This window comes from Amycolatopsis lurida (assembly GCF_900105055.1).
Lineage (GTDB): Bacteria > Actinomycetota > Actinomycetes > Mycobacteriales > Pseudonocardiaceae > Amycolatopsis > Amycolatopsis lurida.
Map to the genome: position 1 here is coordinate 3,281,573 of NZ_FNTA01000004.1, position 20,050 is coordinate 3,301,622.

Sequence of the window (20,050 nt, forward strand, 5' to 3'; positions counted from 1 at the left end):
TCCGGGCGGCCCGGCCGGAGGCCCGGGAGGTCCCGGTGTTCCTCGCGGTCCGGGGGGCCCAGGTGGCCCTGGAGGGCCTGGCGGACCGCAGGGTCCCGGCGGCCCTGGTGGTCCCGGTGGTCCCAAGGGCCCCGGCGGACCTGGGGGTCCAGGAGGGCCCGGTGGGCCTGGAGGGCCAGGCGGTCCTCCGTCCGGCGGCCCCGGCCCGCAGTCCGGTCCTCCGCCCGCTCCGGCGGTACGGATCGCGGCGCCCGCGCGGCGCCGGACCGGCGGGATCAACCTCGGCCCGCTGCCCGTGGCGAACCTGGTCGTGCTCGAACTCGGGCTCGCGATCGGCCTCGTCCTGCTAGCGATCGACATGAAGCTGAAGTACGTCGCCATCGGCGTGCTCGCGTTCGCGATCATCATCGCGTTCCTGCGCTGGGGCGGCCGCTGGTTCACCCAATGGGCTGGACTCACCATGCGGTACATGTTCCGGTCGCACGATCGGGTGGCGAATCCGCTTCCGCCGAGCAGCATCGAGTCGCTCGCGGCCGAAGAGGACGCCGTCACCGGTCCCGACGACGCCCGCGTGAACCTGCTTCGCCTCGCCGTTCCCGATCTCGTCGTCGCGCACGGTGTCGACCACGAGCGCCAGCAGGTCGGCATCGCGTGGAACGACGGCACGTGGACCGCCGTCCTGCTCGTCGAACCCGCGCCCGCGCTGATCACCCAGGCGGGTGGCGCGCCGAGCCTGCCGCTGTCCGCGCTCGCGCCGTGCCTCGAAGACCGCGGTGTGGTCCTCGACTCGATTCAGATGATCTGGCACTGCTACCCGGGCAGCGCCGCGCTTCCGTCGGACTCGCCCGCCCTCAGCTCCTACATGGAGGTGCTCGGCCCGCTCCCCGCGGCGGCGCGGCGGACGACATGGGTCGCCATCCGGCTCGACCCGCGCCGGTGCCCGGCGGCCATCCGCGAACGCGGCGGCGGTGTCGTGGGTGCGCATCGCGCCCTGATCGGCGCGCTCTCGCGCGTGCGCAACGCCTTGGAATCGCAGGGCGTGCCGACCCGGCCGCTCGACCCGGACGAGCTGCTGCGCTCCAGCATTTCGGCCGCGGAACTGACCGCGGTCGCCGGTTCGCAGGGCAAGGTCGGTCTGCAGGAACGCTGGACCGGCGTCACCGCGGCAGGCATCGGTCACGCGAGCTACGCGATCACCAGCTGGCCGAAGGGCAAGATCAGCGGCAGCCTGAACGCGCTGACCAGTGTCCGCGCGCTGTCGGCGACGGTGGCGATGTCGATCTCGCCGTCCGCGGACGAAGGCAAGATCGGCCTGCGGGGAATCGTTCGCCTGAGCGCGCGGAACCCGCGTGAACTGGACGCGGCCGACCAGCGGCTGCAAGGCGTCTCGGACCGGCTGGGTGTGACGCTGACGCCGCTGCGCGGACTGCAGATCTCCGGGTTCTCCGCGACTTTGCCGATCGGAGGCACGGCATGAGCACCCGCATGCGCGACGCCGGCCAGAGCGCCGGTGTCGCCCCGGAATTCACCGTCGACCCGGCGATGCTCGACGCGATCAGCCCTTCCGGCGATCGCGGCGGGATCGTCCTCGGCTCCGGGCTCAAGGGCGAGCCGCTGACGATCTCCGCGCTGCGCTCGACACCGACCAGGATCGTGCTCGTCGGCGGTCTCTATCTGGCTCGCCAGGTGGCGCTGCGGGCGATGGCGGTCGGGGCGTGGGTCGTCGTGGCGACCGGACGTCCGGCCGCGTGGCAGGTGCTCCCGCAGGCCGCGGGGAACCAGCCCAACGGCAGGCCTTCGCCGCTGGTGCAGATCCGGCGGCTGTCGCCGGTGGACCTTCCGCGGCCCTCCGAGGACGCGCCGCTGCTCGTGGTGACCGATGGTGGCCCGACGCCGCAAGACCTGTTCCCGCCGCGGTCGCCGTGGCAGACGACGATCTACGTGCTGCCGTACCTGCACCCGCAGGCCGGGGCGACCGCGAACGCGGCCGACCTGGTGTTGATGCAGCGGCTCCCGCCGGGACAGGCCGAGCTGGCCGCCCGGATCTGGCGGCTCCCGCCCCAGATGATGAAGCAGCTCACGACGCTGAAGGACGACCAGGTCGTCGCTCTGGGCCGGAACCTGTGGCGCCCTCTTCGCCTGGTCACCACGGCGAAAGAGCAGCAGATCCTGGGCCCCGTGCGCCGAGGCGACTAACCCGCCCGCGTCGACTTTAGCGGGCTAAGCGTGCTCTGCGGGGGCACTGTCCTTTTCGGACAGTGCCCCCGTTTTGCGTCCTGCCCGCGTCACGGTTAGGCCGCTAAACGCGATCCGATGCGTGGGGTTTCTCCGTCAAGGGGAAATCGCGTCGGCTGTGGATAGACCGGTGGTTGTGGATAAACCGCCCTCGAGCAGGCGGTCCCCGCCATGGGTTGCCGGTCATGTCGATCACCGTGTCGATATGACCAAACCCTTCGATTCGTCTCATCTTCCCGACGTCTTCCGTGGCTCGGAAGCGCGCAAGGCAGGCCTCATCACGGCCAGCCAGCTACGCGGCTCGAGTGTCCGACGGCTGTTCCAGGACGTCTACACACGCGCTGATGTCGAGGTCACGCACGAGTTGCGTTGTCGAGGAGCCGCGTTGCTGGCGCCTCCCGAAGCGGTGCTGACCGGGCGATCGGCCGCGACCGTTCAAGGTGTCGAGTTGGCGAAACCCCATGATCCGGTCGAGATGGTCGTACCGGAGAAACACCGCTTCGGCCCGATAGTCGGTATCAAGGTTCGGCGCACCGAAGTCACGCCCGAGGAATCGAGGCCGTGGAACGGCATTCGGATCGCCCGGAAAAGCCGAATCGCGCTGGATCTGCTTCTCCGGCTTTCTCCCCGCAAATCCGGTTGGGTGCGACGGCTCCGCATCGGCGTGCCGGATCTGGACCAGTTCATGAGGGCCGAGAGCCTGACCGATCTGCACCTCAACAGGGAGTTCTACGGCCGCCGCAACAGGGGAATCCGCTTGGCCAGACATGCTTTACGACTGTCCGACCCTCGCGCGGAGTCGCCCCCGGAGTCGGAGCTTCGCATCGTCCTGGCCGCCGGCGGTATCACGGCGACGCCTCAGCTTGAGGTCACCGCCCGAACCGGCCATTTTCTCGCTCGCCTCGACCTGGGGGACGAAAAGTTCAAGGTCGCCGTCGAATACGACGGCCGATGGCACAACACACCGAAGCAACGAGCCCACGATCGCAAACGCCGAAGACGCGTGGAGGCCGAAGGCTGGCGTTTCGTCATCGTCACCGCGGAGGACCTGGCGAACGACTTCGAAGGCATCGTCGAGTCCGTCTGGCGGGCTCGCCGCCGCGGCGCGTTTAGCCCGCTAACCGCGCCGCGCCCGGATCAGAAGGGAGTGCGCATGGCGCGCGTTTGATCGGCACGGGAGGCAAGCTCCGCGTCCGGCGGGTAGTCGACCGCCATCAGCGTCAGGCCGTGTGCGGGGGCCACCGCACTGTCGCGCGTCCGGCTTTCCAAAACGTCGCCGGGCCAGCCCAGCGGACGGCGGCCGTCACCGACCAAGAGCAGCGCTCCCACCAGGCTGCGCACCATCGAGTGGCAGAACGCGTCGGCGGAGACGGCGACCTCTACTGCATGCGGCCCGGTCCGCCGCCATTCGAGCCGCTGCAGCTCGCGAATGGTGGTCCCACCTTCTCGCTGCTTGCAGAAGGCCGCAAAATCCTGAAGGCCCAGGAGAGCCGTCGATGCCTCGTTCATCGCGTCGATCGATAGCGGACGGCCCCAGGCCAGGGTGTCGTGACGCCGCAACGGATCCACGCCCCAGGGCGCGTCCGAAACGCGGTAAAGGTAGTGACGCCGCACGGCCGAGAACCGCGCGTCGAACCCAGGCGCCGCGACCCGGGCATCCAACACCCGTACGTCGCCCGGCAGGTAGCGATTCCAGCGGTGACGCATCCGCCCCAGGTCAGGAATGCCCTGCTCGTCCAGTTCCAGACGACCGGATCGCGTTTTGCCCGCTAAAGGCGACGCGTCGACGTGGACCACCTGGCCGGCCGCGTGCACACCGGCATCGGTGCGGCCGGCGACGACAACGGACTTCGGGACCGAAGCTCCCGGAGGCTGCTTCGCGAGCGCCTCTTCGAGGACTCCCTGCACCGTGCGCCGTCCGGGCTGCCGCGCCCAACCGGAGAAATCGGTGCCGTCGTAGGAAACATCCAGACGCAGACGAACGAGCCCGCCCTCCGCAGTGGGAGTGGCGGGCTCGTCCGGGGTGTTCGGTGCCGTCAGGACGTCAGTCCTTCTTGCTGTCCGCGTCCGCGGCGGGGGCCTCAGCGGCCTCGTCGGCGGCGGGAGCCTCGGTGGCCTCCGGAGCCTCGGTGGCGGCCGTGTCGGCAGCCTCAGGGGCGTCGGTGGTCTCCTCGGCGGCCGGGGCGGCAGCCTTCGGCTCGTCCTTGGCGAACTTCGTCTTGCGCGCGGCCTCGGCCTCGGCGGTGACGGTCTTCTCGGCCACCAGCTCGATGACGGCCATGGGGGCGTTGTCGCCCTTACGTGCCATCGTCTTGGTGATCCGGGTGTAGCCACCCGGACGCTCCGCGAAGAACGGACCGATCTCGGCGATCAGCTTGTGCACGACGTCCTTGTCGCGCACGATGCGCTGGATCTGACGACGGTTGTGCAGGTCGCCCCGCTTCGCCTTCGTGATCAGCTTCTCGGCCAGCGGGCGCACCCGCCGGGCCTTCGCCTCGGTCGTCGTGATCTTGCCGTGCTCGAACAGCTGGGTGGCCAGGTTGGCCAGGATCAGCCGTTCGTGCGCGGGCGACCCGCCGAGACGGGGTCCCTTTGTGGGGGTGGGCATCGGTTCTCCTCGTTCAGCTCACAGCTGGAGGCCGTCGCTCCCCCACCCCTACTGGTGTGAGGGAGCCGTAGCTGGCCTTACAGCTGCTCCGTCTCTGCGTAGTCCTGGCCATCGTCGTGGCCGTTGTCCGAAATTCCGTCCGTGATGCTGTCGACGCCCTCGGACCAGCCTTCACCGTCGTAGCTGGCCGCGGCCGCGGTCGGGTCGAACCCGGGCGGGCTGTCCTTCAGCGCGAGGCCGAGACCGACGAGCTTGAGCTTGACCTCGTCGATCGACTTCGCACCGAAGTTGCGGATGTCCAGCAGGTCGGCCTCGCTGCGCGAGACCAGTTCGCCGACGGTGTGGATGCCCTCGCGCTTGAGGCAGTTGTACGACCGGACGGTGAGGTCCAGGTCCTCGATCGGCATCGCGTAGGCGGCGATGGTGTCCGCCTCCTGCGGCGACGGGCCGATCTCGATGCCTTCGGCGTCGACGTTCAGCTCGCGCGCGAGACCGAACAGCTCCACCAGCGTCTTACCGGCCGACGCGACAGCGTCCCGCGGCGTGATCGACGGCTTCGTCTCCACGTCCAGGATCAGCTTGTCGAAGTCGGTGCGCTGCTCGACACGAGTCGCCTCGACCTTGTAGGTCACCTTCAGCACCGGGGAGTAGATGGAGTCGACCGGGATCCGGCCGATCTCCGCGCCCGCCTGCTTGTTCTGCAGGGCCGGAACGTAACCGCGGCCGCGCTCGACGACGAGCTCGATCTCGAGCTTGCCCTTGCCGTTCAGCGACGCGATGTGCAGATCCGGGTTGTGCACGGTGACACCGGCCGGGGGCACGATGTCGGCGGCGGTGACCTCACCGGGGCCCTGCTTGCGCAGGTACATGGTGACCGGCTCGTCCTCTTCCGAGGAGACCACGAGCTCCTTGAGGTTCAGGATGATGTCGGTGACGTCTTCCTTCACCCCGGGAACGGTGGTGAACTCGTGCAGCACGCCGTCGATGCGGATGCTCGTCACGGCCGCGCCCGGAATGGACGACAGCAGCGTACGACGCAGCGAGTTGCCGAGCGTGTAGCCGAAGCCGGGCTCCAGCGGTTCGATGGTGAACCGGGAGCGGGTCTCGTTGACCGTCTCTTCGCCGAGAGCCGGTCGCTGGGAAATCAGCATCTTTCCTAATTCCTTTCCAAACGGCGCCCGCCATATGACACCGAAAGGGATGGCGAAACGGCGGCGCACTCCGGGCGCCGCCGCCCGTGCCCACATCGGGCCGGGGAAACCCCGGCCCGATGGTGGATCACTTCGAGTAGAGCTCGACGATCAGCTGTTCCTGGACCGGAACGTCGATCTGAGCGCGCTCCGGGAGCTGGTGGACCAGCACACGGAGGTTGGACGGAACGACCTGGAGCCACGCGGGAACGGGACGCTCGCCGAAGGACTCCTTGGCCGCGACGAAGGGCAGCATCGCGAACGACTTCGGCCGCACGTCGATGATGTCCCACTTCGTGACCTGGTAGGACGGGACGTTGACCTTGACGCCGTTGACCAGGAAGTGGCCGTGGCTCACCAGCTGACGCGCCTGACGGCGGGTGCGGGCGATGCCGGCGCGGTAGATCACGTTGTCCAGCCGGGACTCGAGGATCTGCAGCAGGTTCTCACCGGTCTTACCCGGACGCCGGACGGCTTCCTTGTAGTACCGGACGAACTGACGCTCGAGAACGCCGTAGGTGTAGCGAGCCTTCTGCTTCTCCTGCGACTGCAGGAGGTACTCGGACTCCTTGATGCGCCCGCGGCCGTGCTGGCCCGGCGGGTAGGGGCGACGCTCGAAAGCCTGGTCGCCGCCGATGAGGTCAACCTTGAGGCGACGCGAAATACGCGTCGCGGGGCCGGTGTAACGAGCCATTTCTTCTTACTCCTCCCCGTTCCTCAGACCCGGCGCCGCTTGGGCGGGCGGCAGCCGTTGTGAGGCTGCGGGGTCACGTCCTGGATGGTGCCGACCTCGAGGCCGGCCGCCTGCAGCGAGCGGATCGCCGTCTCGCGGCCCGAACCCGGGCCCTTCACGAACACGTCGACCTTCTTCATGCCGTGCTCGGCAGCCTTGCGGGCGGCGTTCTCGGCGGCCATCTGCGCGGCGAACGGGGTGGACTTACGCGAGCCCTTGAAGCCCACGTGACCACTCGACGCCCACGCGATCACGGCACCGGTCGGGTCCGTGATCGAGACGATGGTGTTGTTGAAGGTGCTCTTGATGTGCGCGTGACCGTGCGCGACATTCTTCTTTTCCTTACGGCGGACCTTCTTGGCCCCCGCCGCAGTACGAGACTTCGGTGGCATGTTTTGAGGGTTCTCCTGTTAGCGCGCGTTCTCTTGGTGAGCGGCGACCGCTTCGGCCTGTCCGCGCCGGATGATCGAACCGGCGTCGGTGTACAGGTTGCGGAGCGCCATCGGGCGGGCGTAGAGCGCCTTGGGCGAGACACAAGCCGAGCCACGACGGCGGACGCCGCCCATCTGCACGACCTTCTTGCCCTGGACGCTCACTTCTTGCCAGCCTTCTTCTTGCCGGCGACCGTCTTCTTCGGACCCTTACGGGTGCGGGCGTTCGTCTTGGTGCGCTGACCACGGACGGGAAGTCCGCGGCGCCAGCGAAGGCCCTCGTAGCACCCGATCTCGATCTTCCGACGGATGTCGGCGTTCACCTCGCGGCGAAGGTCACCCTCGACCTTGAAGTTCTCCTCGATGTAGACCCGCAGCTTCGCGAGGTCGTCATCGCTCAGATCCTTGACGCGAGTGTCCGCGTTGAGCTCGGCAGCCGCGATGAGCTGCTTCGAGCGGGTACGGCCGATGCCGTAGATGTAGGTCAGCGCGATCTCCAACCGCTTTTCGCGGGGGAGGTCTACGCCAGCGAGTCGTGCCATTGGCGTTGATGCTCCTTCATAGAATTCATCTTCAGGTCTGCTCCCCGTCCGGTCCCGGGACCGACTCGCCTGTCGTGCCCTCTGCTTGCGCTTCGGGTGTCCCGGCCTCGGCCTGAAGTCCGAGGGTGAACCGGGCCGTTCGCACGGCCCGGCAGGTGCGGGGAGATTGTGTAGCCGTCAATCCACTCTGTACGAGTGCGAGTGATCAGCCCTGCCGCTGCTTGTGCCGCAGGTTTTCGCAGATCACCATGATCCGGCCGTGACGGCGGATCACCTTGCACTTGTCGCAGATCTTCTTGACGCTCGGCTGAACCTTCACGTCTCCTGCTCTCCTGCTTGTGCTAACTCGTCGTGATCACTTGTAGCGATAGACGATGCGACCACGTGACAAGTCGTAGGGCGAGAGCTCCACGACAACCCTGTCCTCGGGCAGGATGCGGATGTAGTGCTGCCGCATCTTGCCGCTGATGTGTGCAAGGACCTTGTGGCCGTTCTCCAACTCGACGCGGAACATCGCGTTGGGGAGCGGCTCGACTACGCGGCCTTCGACCTCGATGGCCCCGTCTTTCTTGCCCATGTCCTCCGCATTTCCTGTCGCTACGCTGTGTTATCAGTCAGAGCTTGAGTGCTTGGCTGGGTGGTGCATCGGCACACTCCTGCCCGGGTCCAATGTCCGTTCGCGAGAAGTCACGAGCGCGCAGGATCCGGGCGCGATGAGTACACCGACTTGACAGTGTACGCAACCCGTGTCGCGAGCCCCAAACGGGGGTGACTGTGTTAGGTGGCCCCTGAGCCCGCCTGATGCGGCCTCCACCATCGTACGCCCTCGCCGACCTGCGTTTAGCGGGCTAATCGCGATCCGGCGGGCTCGCGACCTGGGGGCGCTCGGCGGACGAGGTGCACCCGATGGAGGCAGCCGGCAGGCACCTCAACGGCGGGCCCGGACGCTCCCCCGACAAGCGGACGCACTTGCGTTTAGCGGCCTAACTGCGATCTGTGGGCGCACTTGCGTTTAGCGGCCTAAACGCGATCCGGAGGGAGAGAAGCGAGGTCAGGCGTCTTCGGGGGCGGTCAGCACCCACGGGCCGTCATCGGTGATCGCGACGGTGTGCTCCCAGTGCGAGGCCCGCGAGCCGTCGGCGGTCACGACGGTCCACCCGTCCTCGAGCTCGACGGTCTCACCGCCACCACCGGTCAGCATCGGCTCGATCGCGAGCGCCATACCGGTCTTGAGCCGGGGTCCCTTGCCCGGCTTGCCCAGGTTCGGCAAGAACGGGTCCATGTGCATCTGGCGCCCGATGCCGTGGCCGCCGTACTCGACGATCATCCCGTATTCGGTGCCGTCTTCCCGGCCGGCCTTCTCGGCCGCGGTCTGCACCGCGTGCGAGATGTCTGTGAGCCGGCCCCCGGACGACACCGCGGCGATTCCCGCCCACATCGCCGCCTCGGTGGCGGCCGAGAGCGCGAGATCCGCCTTCGACACCTCGCCGATGGCGAGGGTGACCGCGGAGTCTCCGTGCCAGCCGTCGAGGATGGCGCCGCAGTCCACCGAGATGATGTCGCCGTCGTTCAAGACCTGGGTCTTCGACGGGATGCCGTGCACGATCTGCTCGTTCACCGAAGCGCAGATCGACGCCGGGAAGCCGTGGTATCCCTTGAACGAGGGCACCGCGCCCGCGTCACGGATCGTCTGCTCGGCGAGTTCGTCGAGATCGGCCGTGGTCACCCCTGGCTTGGCTAGCTCACGCACCGCGGTGAGAGTGCGCCAGACGACCAGTCCGGCGGCCCTCATCGCCTGAAGCTCGCCAGGGGTCTTGATTTCGATCATGCGCCCACGACGAAGCCGTTGCAGTACACGCAGTCCTCCGAGATTCACGTGCGGTCGCGCAGCGCTTCCAGCACGCGGGCGGAGATCTCGTCGACCGAGCCGACGCCGTCGACCCTGACCAGGATGTCCGAGTAGTACTCGAGCAGCGGAGCGGTCTCGGACACGTAGATCTGCTGGCGGCGGCGGATGACCTCTTCGGTGTCGTCCGACCGGCCGCGGGACAGCAGCCGATCGACGACGACGTCTTCCGAGACCTGGAGCTGGATGACCGCGTTGAGCTTGGCGTCGACCTCGCCGAGGATCTCACCGAGGACGTCGGCCTGCTTCGTGTTCCGGGGGAACCCGTCGAGCAGGAAACCGACCTTGGCGTCGGGTTCGGCGAGGCGTTCACGCACCATCTCGTTCGTGACCGAGTCGGGCACGAGTTCGCCGGAATCCAGGTAGCGCTTGGCTTCCTGGCCCAGCGGCGTCTGCTCGCCCACGTGGGCGCGGAACAGATCGCCGGTCGAGATGTGCGGGATCCGGAGCTTCTCCGACAGTGCTACCGCCTGAGTACCTTTGCCCGCGCCAGGAGGGCCAACGAGAACCAGGCGCGTCACTTCAAGAACCCTTCGTAGTTACGTTGCATCAGCTGGCTTTCGATCTGCTTCACGGTGTCGAGACCGACACCGACCATGATCAGCACAGCCGTGCCACCGAACGGGAAGTTCTGGTTGTTCCCGCTGCCGGTGACGGACAGGAAGAAGTTCGGAAGGATCGCGATGATGCCCAGGTACAGCGAGCCCGGCAGGGTGATGCGGCCGAGGACGTAGCTGAGGTACTCCGCGGTGGGTCGGCCCGGGCGGATACCCGGGATGAAGCCACCGAACTTCTTCATTTCTTCCGCACGCTCGTCCACGTTGAACGTGATCGTGATGTAGAAGTACGTGAAGAAGATGATCAACGCGAAGTACAGCAGGACGTGCGCCCAGCTGGACTGGTTGACGATGTAGTTCTGGATGAAGACCTGCCAGCCCGCGTTGCTGTTGGCGTCGCCGACGAGACGGCTGATCAGGTCCGGCAGGTAGAGCAGCGACGAGGCGAAGATGACCGGGATGACACCGGCCTGGTTCACCTTGATCGGCAGGTAGGTCGAGGTCCCGCCGTACATGCGGCGGCCGATCATGCGCTTGGCGTACTGCACCGGGATCCGGCGCTGGCCCTGCTCGACGAAGATGACGCTGGCGATGATCACCAGGCCGAACACACAGATCAGGGTGAAGACCACCGGCCCGGCGCTGCTGAGGATGTTGCCACCCTCGATCGGGATCCGGGCCGCGATGTTCAGGAAGATGAGGACGGACATGCCGTTGCCGACGCCGCGCTCGGTGATCAGCTCACCCAGCCACATCATGACGGCGGTACCGGCGGTCATCGTGATGACGATGATGGCCAGCGTGTAGACGCTGTTGTCCGGGATGATCGCGGTGTCGCACTGCGGGAAGAGCTGCTTGCGGTCGGCGAGTGCCACCACACCGGTCGCCTGCAGGATCGCGAGGGCGATCGTCAGATACCGGGTGTACTGGGTCAGCTTGCCCTGGCCGGCCTGGCCTTCCTTCTTCAGCTCCTCGAACCGCGGGATGACCACGGTGAGAAGCTGGACGATGATGCTCGCCGTGATGTACGGCATGATGCCGGTCGAGAACAGCGACAGCTGCAGCAGTGCACCGCCACTGAACAGGTTCAGCAGCTGATAGACGCCCTCCTGCGACCCGGTCTCCGTGCATTGCTGCACGGCGGAATACGAGATGCCCGGGGCCGGGATGGTGGCACCGATTCGGTAGACCGCGACGATGGCTAGCGTGAACAGGATCTTCTTACGTAGATCCGGCGTCGCTAGAGCCGAGCGGAAGGCGCTGAGCACGCGGGGAACCTCCTCGGCGTCGTCGGCTGTCTTACCGACGATCGGCTTGGCCGGCCTGGGGCCGGCGGGAACACACAGCTTTCTGGCACAAGCCAGGAACGCTTCGGGGCACACTCGTCCCGAAGCGTGTCGCCGACTCTAACAGCTTCACAGGGCGTGTCCGCAGTGCGTGTGGGTTTTCCGGACGAAGGTTGGTCCGCGGGGTTGATCGACCGCCGTTTCTCGCTCCGGGATCTTGACAGAACGCCTTGCCGCTCCTCACTTTTCCGGCCACCGGATCGCGATTAGGGGGCTAAACGCAACGTGATCAGGAGCCCGATGCGGCGAGGGCGCCCGCCATGCCGAGGAGCACGACGCCGGTGCCGCGGTCGACGTTGCGAGTCACCCGGCGGGACAACCGGAACGACTTCACGAGCGCGCCAGCACCGACGTAGGTCGCGCCCGCCACGAACTCGGCGAGCAGGTAGACGGCGCCGAGAATCGCGATCTGGCTGGGAAAGGAGCCGTGAGCTGCGTCGATGAACTGGGGTACGAACGCCGTGAAGATGAGGATCGCCTTCGGATTCGTGATCGCGACGACGAATTCCTTCCTCGCGATCCGGAGCGCAGGTACGGATTCGGTGCCTCGCGGCGCCTGGACCAGCGCGGTCCGCCCGGCACCGAACGTCGACCACAGCAGGCGCCCGCCGATCCAGACCAGGTAGGCGACGCCGGCCCACTTGATCACTGTGAGTGCAAGCTCCGAAGCCGCGAGGAGCTGTCCGAGCCCCGCGGCGACGGCCGCGATCAGGACCGTGAATGCGGCCAATCGGCCTAACAGGCCGGCGAGCCCCTTCCAGGCCCCCTGCGTCATGCCGTTGTGCATGCCGAGCAGATTGTTCGCCCCTGGCGTAAAAGCCACGAGGACCGCCGCTCCGAAGAACACCGCCGCCCAAGTCATCAGCCACCTCCTCCCCCACCGTATCGGCCGCCGCGAGCGCGTTTAGCGGGCTAATCGCGCTCTTTCGCGCCAGGGTCCGGCGGAGGCGCGAAGGCCGAATAGTCCGGTTTCTCGGGCTGCGGCTCCGGTGGGAGCACCATGATGGAGATGCCGTCCTTCGGTGTGGGCATGTCCGCGAGACTCGGGTCGCCACTCATCGGGACTTCGCCATCCTGGACGCGGTGGCTCATGACGGCCGCGCCCACCGCGGCCGCGACCGCGGCGAAGAGGGCCCACATCCCCGCTTCGAGAGTCAGGGTCACCTTGAGGTCGTCGCCCAACTGGCGTCCGGATCCCAGCGTGGCGACGCTGCTGACAGCTCCGGCGAGGAACACCGCCGCGATAGTGGTGAGCCACCTGTCCAAAGTGCCTGGACGTTGACGCCCGGCGACGCGCGTACTGACGACCGTGGCCGCCAGCAGGAGCGCCGCGGCGACCAAGAGCGGGATACCGATGGGCGCCGTCGACGTGGTGAAGGCAGGTTGGCCGGTCTGATAAGCCGTCGTGTCCCAAGCTCCTTGCACGAACACGATCTCGAGCAGGTCGCTGGCGTCGAAGCCGAACCGATGTTCGGTCTTGAAGTGCGGGAAGAAGCAGCCCACGAGGGTCAGCACCAGGGCCAAGGCGGCCAAGCCCGCTGCGACGAGCCTGCGGGGCTCAAGCCGACCGGACCGCACCGGTTCGTCCGGGGGATCCATGGGCCCTGAAACCGATACGACCATCGGCGGGGCGTCCGGCTGCTGCTGGAAGGGCTGCGGATCCTGCCCGGGAGGTATGGCCACCTAGCGATCCTTCCAGCCCAGGCCCCCTTCCGCCACGCCCTCGGCCTGGCGGCCGACCTGCGTTTCGCGGGCTAACCGCGATCTGGACGCCGGGCACCTGGGCGACCGACGGATCGCGTTTAGCCCGCGAAACGCAAGTCGGGTACCGGGAGGGCTACCCGCGCCCGGATCACGATTAGGGGGCTAAACGCAGGTGGGCGCGCAAGCGCACGCCCGAGGGACCAGATCGCGATTAGCCCGCGAAACGCAGGTCGGGCCGGCGCAAGCGAAAGGCCCGCCGGGCGGAGCCGGGCGGGCCTTTCGGTGAAGCGAGCGAAGAAAGCTCAGAGCGTGGTGGCGGAGCCACCGGCAGCGGAGAGCTTCTCCTTGGCGGAGCCGGAGAAAGCGTCGGCGGTGACGTCCAGCTTGACGCCGTTCACGTCGCCGTTGCCGAGCACCTTCACGAGCTTGCCCTTGCGGACCAGACCGTTCGCGACGAGCTCCTCGGCGCCGACCTTGCCACCCTCCGGGAAGACGCGGGCGATGTCGCCCACGTTCACCGGCTGGTACTCGGTGCGGAAGCGGTTCTTGAAGCCGCGAAGCTTCGGGAGCCGCATGTGGATGGGCATCTGCCCACCCTCGAAGCCGGCGGGCACGTTCTTCCGGGCCTTGGTGCCCTTGGTACCGCGACCGGCGGTCTTGCCCTTCGAGCCCTCACCACGGCCGACGCGGATCTTGTCGCGCTTCGCGCCCGGAGCCGGACGAAGGTGGTGGATCTTGATGGCAGTCATGCCTTGACCTCCTCGACCTCCACCAGGTGGCGGACGGTGTGGATAAGGCCGCGCACCTCGGGAGTGTCATCACGCACGACGCTCTGGCGGATCTTGCGCAGCCCGAGGGTGCGCAGCGACTCGCGGTGAGCGTGCTTCGTGCCGATCTTGCTCTTGACCTGGGTCACCTTGAGCTGAGTCATGTCAGACCCCCTGGCCCGCGCGCTGGCGCAGCATCCGAGCCGGAGCGACGTCCTCGAGCGGGAGACCGCGGCGGGCCGCGACCTCTTCGGGACGCTGCAGACCCTTCAGGGCCGCCACGGTCGCGTGCACGATGTTGATCGCGTTGTCGGAGCCGAGCGACTTCGACAGCACGTCGTGGACACCCGCGCACTCCAGCACCGCGCGCACCGGGCCACCGGCGATGACACCGGTACCGGCCGAGGCCGGACGGAGCAGCACGACACCGGCGGCTTCCTCACCCTGGATCGGGTGGGGGATGGTGCCGGCGACGCGGGGGACGCGGAAGAAGTTCTTCTTCGCTTCCTCGACGCCCTTGGCGATGGCCGCGGGAACTTCCTTGGCCTTGCCGTAGCCGACGCCGACCTGACCGTCGCCGTCACCGACGACCACCAGGGCGGTGAAGCTGAAGCGGCGACCACCCTTGACGACCTTGGCGACGCGGTTGATCGTCACGACCTTCTCGAGGTGCGGGGTCTTTTCCTGGCCGGCCCCGCCACGGCCGCTGTCGCGCCGGTCACGGCGGTCGCGACGGTCATTGCGGTCGTTGCCGCCCTGTCCGCCGGGTCCGCCCTGGCCACCGCCGAATTGCCGTGTACGTCCCGGCATCAGGCTTTCCTTCCATTCACGAGCATCTGCTGCATCAGAACTCCAACCCCGCCTCACGCGCGGCGTCGGCGAGCGCCGCGATGCGGCCGTGGTAGGCGTTGCCACCACGGTCGAACACCACGGTCGAGACACCGGCGTTCTTGGCGCGGGCGGCGACGAGTTCCCCGACCTTGGCGGCCTTGGCCTTCTTGTCGCCTTCCAGCGCGCGGACGTCCGCCTCGAGGGTGGACGCCGACGCCAGGGTCTTGCCGGCGAGGTCGTCGATCAGCTGCACGGCGATGTGCCGCGACGAACGCTTGACGACCAGGCGCGGACGCTGGTCCGTGCCGTTGATCTTCTTGCGAAGGCGGAAGTGCCGACGGGCCTTCGCGACGCGGCGGCGGGTCGAGATGTCCTTGCCGACCGGCTTGCGCTTCGTAGTCGTGTCGCTCATGATCACTTACCCGTCTTTCCGACCTTGCGGCGGATCTTCTCACCCTCGTAGCGCAGGCCCTTGCCCTTGTACGGGTCCGGGCGGCGCAGCTTGCGGATGACCGCGGCGATCTGGCCGACCTTCTGCTTGTCGATGCCCGAGACCGAGAACCGGGTGGGGGTCTCGACCTTGAAGGTGATGCCTTCCGGGGCCTCGATCTTCACCGGGTGGCTGTAGCCGAGGGCGAACTCGAGGTCCGAGCCCTTGGCCTGCACGCGGTAACCGACACCGTGGATCTCGAGCTTCTTCTCGTAGCCCTCGGTCACACCGACGACGAGGTTGTTGACCAGCGTCCGGGTGAGACCGTGCAGGGCACGGCTGGTGCGCTCCTCGTCGGGCCGCTTGACCTCGAGAGTGCCGTTCTCGGCCTTCTCGACGGTGATCGGCTCGGCGATGGTGTGCTCAAGGGTGCCCTTGGGCCCCTTGACCTTGATCTGCTGACCTTCGATGGTCACCTCGACCCCGGAGGGGACGGCGACCGGCAGCTTTCCAATGCGTGACATGTCTTTGCCCCCTTCCTTACCAGACGTAGGCGAGGACTTCGCCGCCCACGCTGTTTCGCTTGGCCTGACGGTCGGTCTGAAGGCCGGACGACGTCGAGATGATCGCGACGCCGAGGCCACCGAGAACCGACGGCAGTTCGGTCGATTTTGCGTAGACCCGCAGGCCGGGCTTGGACACGCGGCGGAGGCCGGCGATGCTGCGCTCACGGTTGGGGCCGTACTTCAGCTCCACGACGAGGTTCTTGTGCTTCTCGCCCGGCTCGTCGCGGTAGCCCGAGATGTAACCCTCGCGCTTGAGGATCTCGGCGATGTTCGCCTTGATCTTCGAGTGGGGAAGCACGACCTCGTCGTGGTACGCCGAGTTCGCGTTACGCAGACGGGTCAAGAAGTCTGCGATGGGGTCGGTCATCGTCATGGTGACCTGTCAACCTTTCTCGCCCTGGTTCCCTGCGATACGTGCGGGGCCTGTGGCGAAGTGGGAGTTAAAAAAGACTCTTACCAGCTGGACTTGCGGACGCCGGGCAGCTCGCCCGCGTGTGCCATCTCGCGAAGGCAGATCCGGCAGAGCCCGAACTTGCGGAACACCGAGTGCGGGCGACCGCACCGCTGGCAACGCGTGTAACCGCGAACCTTGAACTTCGGCGTCTTCGCGGCCTTGTGGACCAGTGCTTTCTTGGCCATCGACTCAGTTCTCCTTGAACGGGAAGCCGAGCTTGCGAAGCAGCGCGCGGCCCTCGTCGTCGGTGTTGGCGGTGGTGACGACAGTGACGTCCATACCGCGCGGGCGGTCGATGGCGTCCGGGTCGATCTCGTGGAACATGGACTGCTCGTTGAGACCGAACGTGTAGTTGCCGTTGCCGTCGAACTGCTTCGGCGAAAGCCCGCGGAAGTCACGGATACGCGGCAGCGCGATGGTCAGCAGCCGGTCGAGGAACTCCCACATCCGGTCGCCGCGCAGCGTGACGCGCGCACCGATCGGCTGGCCCTCACGCAGCTTGAACTGCGCGATGGACTTGCGAGCCTTGCGAACCTCGGGCTTCTGCCCGGTGATCGCGGCCAGGTCGCGGATGGCGCCTTCGATCAGCTTGCTGTCACGGGCGGCGTCACCGACACCCATGTTCACGACGACCTTGACGACGCCCGGGATCTGGTGGACGTTCTCGAAGGAGAACTCCTGCTGGAGCTGCCCCTTGATCTCCTCGCGGTACCGCACCTTGAGGCGCGGGGCGATCTTCTCTGCGGTGGTCATGATCAGATGTCCTTACCGTTCCGGCGCGAGACCCGGACCTTCTTGCCGTCCTCGCCGATGCGGTAGCCCACCCGGGTCGGCTTGCCGTCGGAGTCGACGACCATCACGTTCGAGACGTGGATGGGCGCTTCCTGCGTGACGATGCCGCCGGACTGCGCACCGCGCTGGGTCTGGGAGATCCGCGTGTGCTTCTTGATCCGGTTCACGCCCTCGACCAGCACGCGCTCGCGCTCGGGGTAGGCCTGGATGACCTTGCCCTTGGCACCCTTGTCCTTGCCGGCGATGACGACGACCGTGTCGCCCTTCTTCACCTTCATGCTCTACAACACCTCCGGCGCGAGCGAAATGATCTTCATGAACTTTCGGTCGCGCAGCTCGCGGCCGACCGGCCCGAAGATGCGGGTGCCGCGGGGCTCATTGTCGTTCTTGATGAGCACAGCAGCGTTCTCGTCGAAGCGGATGTAAGAACCGTCCGGACGACGGCGCTCCTTGCGCGTGCGAACGATGACCGCCTTGACGACGTCACCCTTCTTCACGCCGGCGGCCGGCATGGCGTCCTTCACGGTGGCGACGATGATGTCGCCGATGCCCGCGTAGCGCCGCCCCGAGCCACCGAGAACGCGGATGCAAAGGATCTCCTTCGCGCCCGTGTTGTCGGCAACCCGAAGCCGCGACTCCTGCTGGATCACGTCTACTCCTGTATGTCGCGCTGGTTCTCGCGCTGAAGCGCGAGCCTTGCGGAACTAAGGGACTCAGAGAGCCCTACTTACTTGGCCTTCTCCACGATCTGCACCAGACGCCAGCGCTTGGTCGCCGACAGCGGGCGGGTCTCCATCAGGGTGACCCGGTCGCCCACGCCCGCCTCGTTGTTCTCGTCGTGCACCTTGACCTTGCTGGTGCTGCGGAGAACCTTGGCGTAACGACGGTGCTTCTTGCGGTCTTCGAGCTCGACCACGATCGTCTTGTTCATCTTGTCCGAGACGACGTAACCCTCACGGACCTTGCGGTCGTTGCGGGGGGCCGCCTCAGCGTTGGGCTGCTCGCTCATGCGGCACCTTCACTCTCGGCGTCAGGGGAAACGGACAGGCCGAGTTCACGCTCGCGCATGACCGTGTAGATCCGCGCGATGTCCGTGCGGACGGTGCGCAGACGGCGGTTGTTGTCGAGCTGTCCGGTCGCCATCTGGAAGCGGAGGTTGAAGAGCTCCTCCTTGTATTCCTTCAGACGCAGAACGAGCTCTTCCGCGGTGAGCTCACGCAGCTCCGATGCCTGGGCGGCACCTGCCTTCGCCATCAGAACTCACCACCTTCACGGGTCACGATGCGGCACTTCATGGGCAGCTTGTGGATCGCGCGACGGAGCGCCTCACGGGCGGTCTCCTCGTTCGGGAACGAGATCTCGAACATCACGCGGCCGGGCTTCACGTTGGCGATCCACCACTCGGGCGAACCCTTACCGGAACCCATGCGGGTTTCCGCCGGCTTCTTGGTCAGCGGGCGGTCCGGGTAGATGGTCGTCCACACCTTGCCACCACGCTTGATGTGACGCGTCATGGCGATACGAGCGGACTCGATCTGCCGGTTGGTCACGTAGCTGTGCTCAAGCGCCTGGATGCCGTACTCGCCGAAGTTCACCTTCGTACCGCCCTTGGCGGCACCGTGGCGCTTCGGGGAGTGCTGCTTCCGGTGCTTGACCCTGCGCGGGATGAGCACGTGTCAGCCCTCCGTCTTTTCTGCAGTCTCAGCAGCCGGGGCCTCGGTGGCGGTGCCACTCTTGGGGGCGTCGTCGCTCTTGGCGGCGGCGGCCGCCCGGCCGGCTTCGGTCGAGGTCGGCGTCGTGCCCGACGAGCCGGAACGGCGCGGTCGGGACGGACGGTCACCACGGTCACGGCGCGGGGCGCGCTCGGCGGCCGCGGCGGCGTCACGCGCCTCCTTGGCCTTGAGGCCACCCACGAGCTCGCCCTTGTAGATCCACACCTTCACGCCGATGCGACCGAACGTCGTCTTGGCCTCGAAGAAGCCGTAGTCGATGTCGGCACGCAGCGTGTGCAGCGGGACGCGGCCATCGCGGTAGTGCTCGGAGCGGGACATCTCGGCACCGCCGAGACGACCGCCGCACTGCACGCGGATGCCCTTGACCTGCGGCGAACGCATGGAGGTCTGGATCGCCTTGCGCATCGCGCGGCGGAACGCCACACGGTTGCTCAGCTGCTCCGCGACACCCTGAGCGACGAGCTGGGCGTCGGCCTCGGGGTTCTTCACCTCGAGGATGTTCAGCTGGACCTGCTTGGCGGTCAGCTTCTCCAGCGCGCCGCGGATGCGGTCGGCCTCCGCGCCGCGACGGCCGATGACGATGCCCGGCCGGGCGGTGTGGATGTCGACGCGGACCCGGTCACGGGTGCGCTCGATCTCGACCTTGGAGATCCCGGCGCGCTCCATGCCCGTGGACAGCAGCTTCCGGATCTTGACGTCCTCGGCCACGTACTCCGCGTACTGCTTGTCGGCGTACCAACGCGACTTCCAGTCCGTGGTGATACCCAGGCGGAAGCCGTGCGGGTTGATCTTCTGGCCCACTACCGGCCACCTGCCTTCTTCTTGCCCTGTGCCTTCTTGGCCTCGGCCTTCGGACGCGACTCCACCTCGACGGTGATGTGGCTGGTCCGCTTGCGGATCCGGTACGCGCGGCCCTGGGCCCGCGGACGGATGCGCTTGAGGGTCGGGCCCTCGTCGGCGTAGGCGTTCTTGACCCAGAGGGTGTCCGGGTCGAGATCGAGGTTGTTTTCGGCGTTGGCCACGGCGCTGGCGAGCACCTTCGCGACCGGCTCGCTTGCCGCCTGCGGGGCGAACTGGAGCACGGCCAAGGCGTCGGCGGCGCTACGTCCCTTGATCAGCTCGATCACCCGGCGCACCTTGGTAGGCGAGTCCCGGACGAAGCGAGCCCGCGCGTAAGCCGTCGGCAGAGCCTCGGCCACGTCGTTCTGGGCGTTCATCGCTAGCT

32 protein-coding genes are annotated in these 20,050 nt (G+C 67.2%); 3 read left to right on the top strand and 29 right to left on the bottom strand.

All coding sequences use genetic code 11. The annotated features are described in order from the left end of the window. Positions 1-295: 295 nt before the first annotated feature. The 3 genes from eccE to BLW75_RS20340 all read left to right on the top strand — a co-directional run bounded on the left by eccE (position 296) and on the right by BLW75_RS20340 (position 3,403). Positions 296-1,477 (top strand): type VII secretion protein EccE, encoded by a 1,182-nt coding sequence (eccE, locus tag BLW75_RS20330; protein WP_034304283.1) that lies wholly within the window; start codon positions 296-298, stop codon positions 1,475-1,477. After that, positions 1,474-2,196, top strand: coding sequence for a hypothetical protein (locus BLW75_RS20335; RefSeq protein ID WP_034304279.1), 723 nt, complete (start codon positions 1,474-1,476; stop codon positions 2,194-2,196). Before eccE ends, BLW75_RS20335 begins: the two co-directional genes overlap by 4 nt. A 244-nt stretch (positions 2,197-2,440) precedes the next feature. Beyond that, positions 2,441-3,403 (top strand): endonuclease domain-containing protein, encoded by a 963-nt coding sequence (locus tag BLW75_RS20340; protein ID WP_034304277.1) that lies wholly within the window; start codon positions 2,441-2,443, stop codon positions 3,401-3,403. Here the strand turns inward: BLW75_RS20340 and truA are convergent. From truA to rplV, 29 genes are all read right to left on the bottom strand, one after another. Further along, positions 3,373-4,206: a tRNA pseudouridine(38-40) synthase TruA gene (gene truA, locus BLW75_RS20345; RefSeq protein ID WP_091599855.1), complete on the bottom strand. Its 834-nt coding sequence runs from the start codon at positions 4,204-4,206 to the stop codon at positions 3,373-3,375. The genes BLW75_RS20340 and truA overlap by 31 nt on opposite strands. Before the next feature lie 73 nt (positions 4,207-4,279). Next, the gene (rplQ, locus tag BLW75_RS20350) at positions 4,280-4,843 is read right to left on the bottom strand and encodes a 50S ribosomal protein L17 (protein WP_034304270.1); all 564 of its coding nucleotides are present in this window, start codon (positions 4,841-4,843) and stop codon (positions 4,280-4,282) included. Between the two features lie 77 nt (positions 4,844-4,920). Next, a complete protein-coding gene (locus BLW75_RS20355; RefSeq protein ID WP_005166811.1) occupies positions 4,921-5,994 on the bottom strand; it encodes a DNA-directed RNA polymerase subunit alpha in 1,074 nt (357 codons plus the stop codon). 127 nt (positions 5,995-6,121) lie between these two features. Further along, positions 6,122-6,727 (bottom strand): 30S ribosomal protein S4, encoded by a 606-nt coding sequence (rpsD, locus tag BLW75_RS20360; RefSeq protein WP_007031054.1) that lies wholly within the window; start codon positions 6,725-6,727, stop codon positions 6,122-6,124. A 23-nt stretch (positions 6,728-6,750) separates the two neighbouring features. Beyond that, on the bottom strand, positions 6,751-7,158 hold the full coding sequence (rpsK, locus tag BLW75_RS20365) for a 30S ribosomal protein S11 (RefSeq protein WP_004558885.1): 408 nt from the start codon (positions 7,156-7,158) through the stop codon (positions 6,751-6,753). Positions 7,159-7,176: 18 nt separating this feature from the next. Continuing rightward, positions 7,177-7,362, bottom strand: a complete 186-nt coding sequence (locus BLW75_RS20370; RefSeq protein WP_034304268.1) for a hypothetical protein — start codon at positions 7,360-7,362, stop codon at positions 7,177-7,179. Next, positions 7,359-7,739, bottom strand: coding sequence for a 30S ribosomal protein S13 (rpsM, locus tag BLW75_RS20375; protein ID WP_005166805.1), 381 nt, complete (start codon positions 7,737-7,739; stop codon positions 7,359-7,361). Before rpsM ends, BLW75_RS20370 begins: the two co-directional genes overlap by 4 nt. A gap of 205 nt (positions 7,740-7,944) precedes the next feature. Next, positions 7,945-8,058 carry a 50S ribosomal protein L36 gene (rpmJ, locus tag BLW75_RS20380; RefSeq protein ID WP_004558882.1) on the bottom strand — a complete coding sequence of 38 codons (114 nt, stop codon included), beginning with the start codon at positions 8,056-8,058 and terminating at the stop codon, positions 7,945-7,947. A 36-nt stretch (positions 8,059-8,094) separates the two neighbouring features. Further along, positions 8,095-8,316 carry a translation initiation factor IF-1 gene (gene infA, locus BLW75_RS20385; protein WP_005166804.1) on the bottom strand — a complete coding sequence of 74 codons (222 nt, stop codon included), beginning with the start codon at positions 8,314-8,316 and terminating at the stop codon, positions 8,095-8,097. 474 nt (positions 8,317-8,790) lie between these two features. After that, entirely contained in the window at positions 8,791-9,567 is a 777-nt protein-coding gene (gene map, locus BLW75_RS20390; protein WP_034304265.1) for a type I methionyl aminopeptidase, read from the bottom strand. A 44-nt stretch (positions 9,568-9,611) separates the two neighbouring features. Further along, complete coding sequence (locus BLW75_RS20395) at positions 9,612-10,166, bottom strand: adenylate kinase (RefSeq protein WP_034304263.1); 555 nt, start codon at positions 10,164-10,166, stop codon at positions 9,612-9,614. Further along, positions 10,163-11,470 (bottom strand): preprotein translocase subunit SecY, encoded by a 1,308-nt coding sequence (gene secY, locus BLW75_RS20400; RefSeq protein ID WP_034304262.1) that lies wholly within the window; start codon positions 11,468-11,470, stop codon positions 10,163-10,165. The genes BLW75_RS20395 and secY overlap by 4 nt, the downstream gene beginning before the upstream one ends. Positions 11,471-11,777: 307 nt before the next feature. After that, a complete protein-coding gene (locus BLW75_RS20405; protein WP_034304260.1) occupies positions 11,778-12,410 on the bottom strand; it encodes a LysE family translocator in 633 nt (210 codons plus the stop codon). A gap of 50 nt (positions 12,411-12,460) precedes the next feature. After that, on the bottom strand, positions 12,461-13,231 hold the full coding sequence (locus BLW75_RS20410; RefSeq protein ID WP_241783205.1) for a hypothetical protein: 771 nt from the start codon (positions 13,229-13,231) through the stop codon (positions 12,461-12,463). 323 nt (positions 13,232-13,554) lie between these two features. Then, positions 13,555-14,001: a 50S ribosomal protein L15 gene (gene rplO / locus BLW75_RS20415; protein ID WP_034304258.1), complete on the bottom strand. Its 447-nt coding sequence runs from the start codon at positions 13,999-14,001 to the stop codon at positions 13,555-13,557. Further along, positions 13,998-14,183 (bottom strand): 50S ribosomal protein L30, encoded by a 186-nt coding sequence (gene rpmD / locus BLW75_RS20420; protein ID WP_007031047.1) that lies wholly within the window; start codon positions 14,181-14,183, stop codon positions 13,998-14,000. Before rpmD ends, rplO begins: the two co-directional genes overlap by 4 nt. Before the next feature lies 1 nt (position 14,184). Next, entirely contained in the window at positions 14,185-14,829 is a 645-nt protein-coding gene (rpsE, locus tag BLW75_RS20425) for a 30S ribosomal protein S5 (RefSeq protein ID WP_007031046.1), read from the bottom strand. Positions 14,830-14,863: 34 nt separating this feature from the next. Then, on the bottom strand, positions 14,864-15,262 hold the full coding sequence (rplR, locus tag BLW75_RS20430) for a 50S ribosomal protein L18 (RefSeq protein ID WP_007031045.1): 399 nt from the start codon (positions 15,260-15,262) through the stop codon (positions 14,864-14,866). A gap of 2 nt (positions 15,263-15,264) precedes the next feature. Further along, a complete protein-coding gene (gene rplF, locus BLW75_RS20435; RefSeq protein WP_034304256.1) occupies positions 15,265-15,804 on the bottom strand; it encodes a 50S ribosomal protein L6 in 540 nt (179 codons plus the stop codon). Positions 15,805-15,820: 16 nt separating this feature from the next. Further along, a complete protein-coding gene (gene rpsH / locus BLW75_RS20440; RefSeq protein ID WP_007031043.1) occupies positions 15,821-16,219 on the bottom strand; it encodes a 30S ribosomal protein S8 in 399 nt (132 codons plus the stop codon). 80 nt (positions 16,220-16,299) lie between these two features. Continuing rightward, positions 16,300-16,485 (bottom strand): type Z 30S ribosomal protein S14, encoded by a 186-nt coding sequence (locus BLW75_RS20445; RefSeq protein ID WP_005166789.1) that lies wholly within the window; start codon positions 16,483-16,485, stop codon positions 16,300-16,302. A gap of 4 nt (positions 16,486-16,489) precedes the next feature. Continuing rightward, positions 16,490-17,053 (bottom strand): 50S ribosomal protein L5, encoded by a 564-nt coding sequence (gene rplE / locus BLW75_RS20450; protein WP_007031042.1) that lies wholly within the window; start codon positions 17,051-17,053, stop codon positions 16,490-16,492. Positions 17,054-17,055: 2 nt separating this feature from the next. Beyond that, entirely contained in the window at positions 17,056-17,370 is a 315-nt protein-coding gene (rplX, locus tag BLW75_RS20455; RefSeq protein WP_005166786.1) for a 50S ribosomal protein L24, read from the bottom strand. 3 nt (positions 17,371-17,373) lie between these two features. Further along, complete coding sequence (gene rplN, locus BLW75_RS20460; RefSeq protein ID WP_005166785.1) at positions 17,374-17,742, bottom strand: 50S ribosomal protein L14; 369 nt, start codon at positions 17,740-17,742, stop codon at positions 17,374-17,376. Between the two features lie 77 nt (positions 17,743-17,819). After that, positions 17,820-18,101 (bottom strand): 30S ribosomal protein S17, encoded by a 282-nt coding sequence (gene rpsQ, locus BLW75_RS20465; protein WP_007031041.1) that lies wholly within the window; start codon positions 18,099-18,101, stop codon positions 17,820-17,822. Further along, the gene (gene rpmC, locus BLW75_RS20470; RefSeq protein WP_007031040.1) at positions 18,098-18,346 is read right to left on the bottom strand and encodes a 50S ribosomal protein L29; all 249 of its coding nucleotides are present in this window, start codon (positions 18,344-18,346) and stop codon (positions 18,098-18,100) included. Before rpmC ends, rpsQ begins: the two co-directional genes overlap by 4 nt. Next, positions 18,346-18,765, bottom strand: a complete 420-nt coding sequence (gene rplP, locus BLW75_RS20475) for a 50S ribosomal protein L16 (RefSeq protein WP_005166782.1) — start codon at positions 18,763-18,765, stop codon at positions 18,346-18,348. The genes rpmC and rplP overlap by 1 nt, the downstream gene beginning before the upstream one ends. Before the next feature lie 3 nt (positions 18,766-18,768). Further along, positions 18,769-19,626: a 30S ribosomal protein S3 gene (gene rpsC / locus BLW75_RS20480; RefSeq protein ID WP_034304251.1), complete on the bottom strand. Its 858-nt coding sequence runs from the start codon at positions 19,624-19,626 to the stop codon at positions 18,769-18,771. After that, positions 19,626-20,042, bottom strand: a complete 417-nt coding sequence (gene rplV, locus BLW75_RS20485) for a 50S ribosomal protein L22 (RefSeq protein WP_005166780.1) — start codon at positions 20,040-20,042, stop codon at positions 19,626-19,628. The genes rpsC and rplV overlap by 1 nt, the downstream gene beginning before the upstream one ends. Positions 20,043-20,050: the final 8 nt, after the last annotated feature.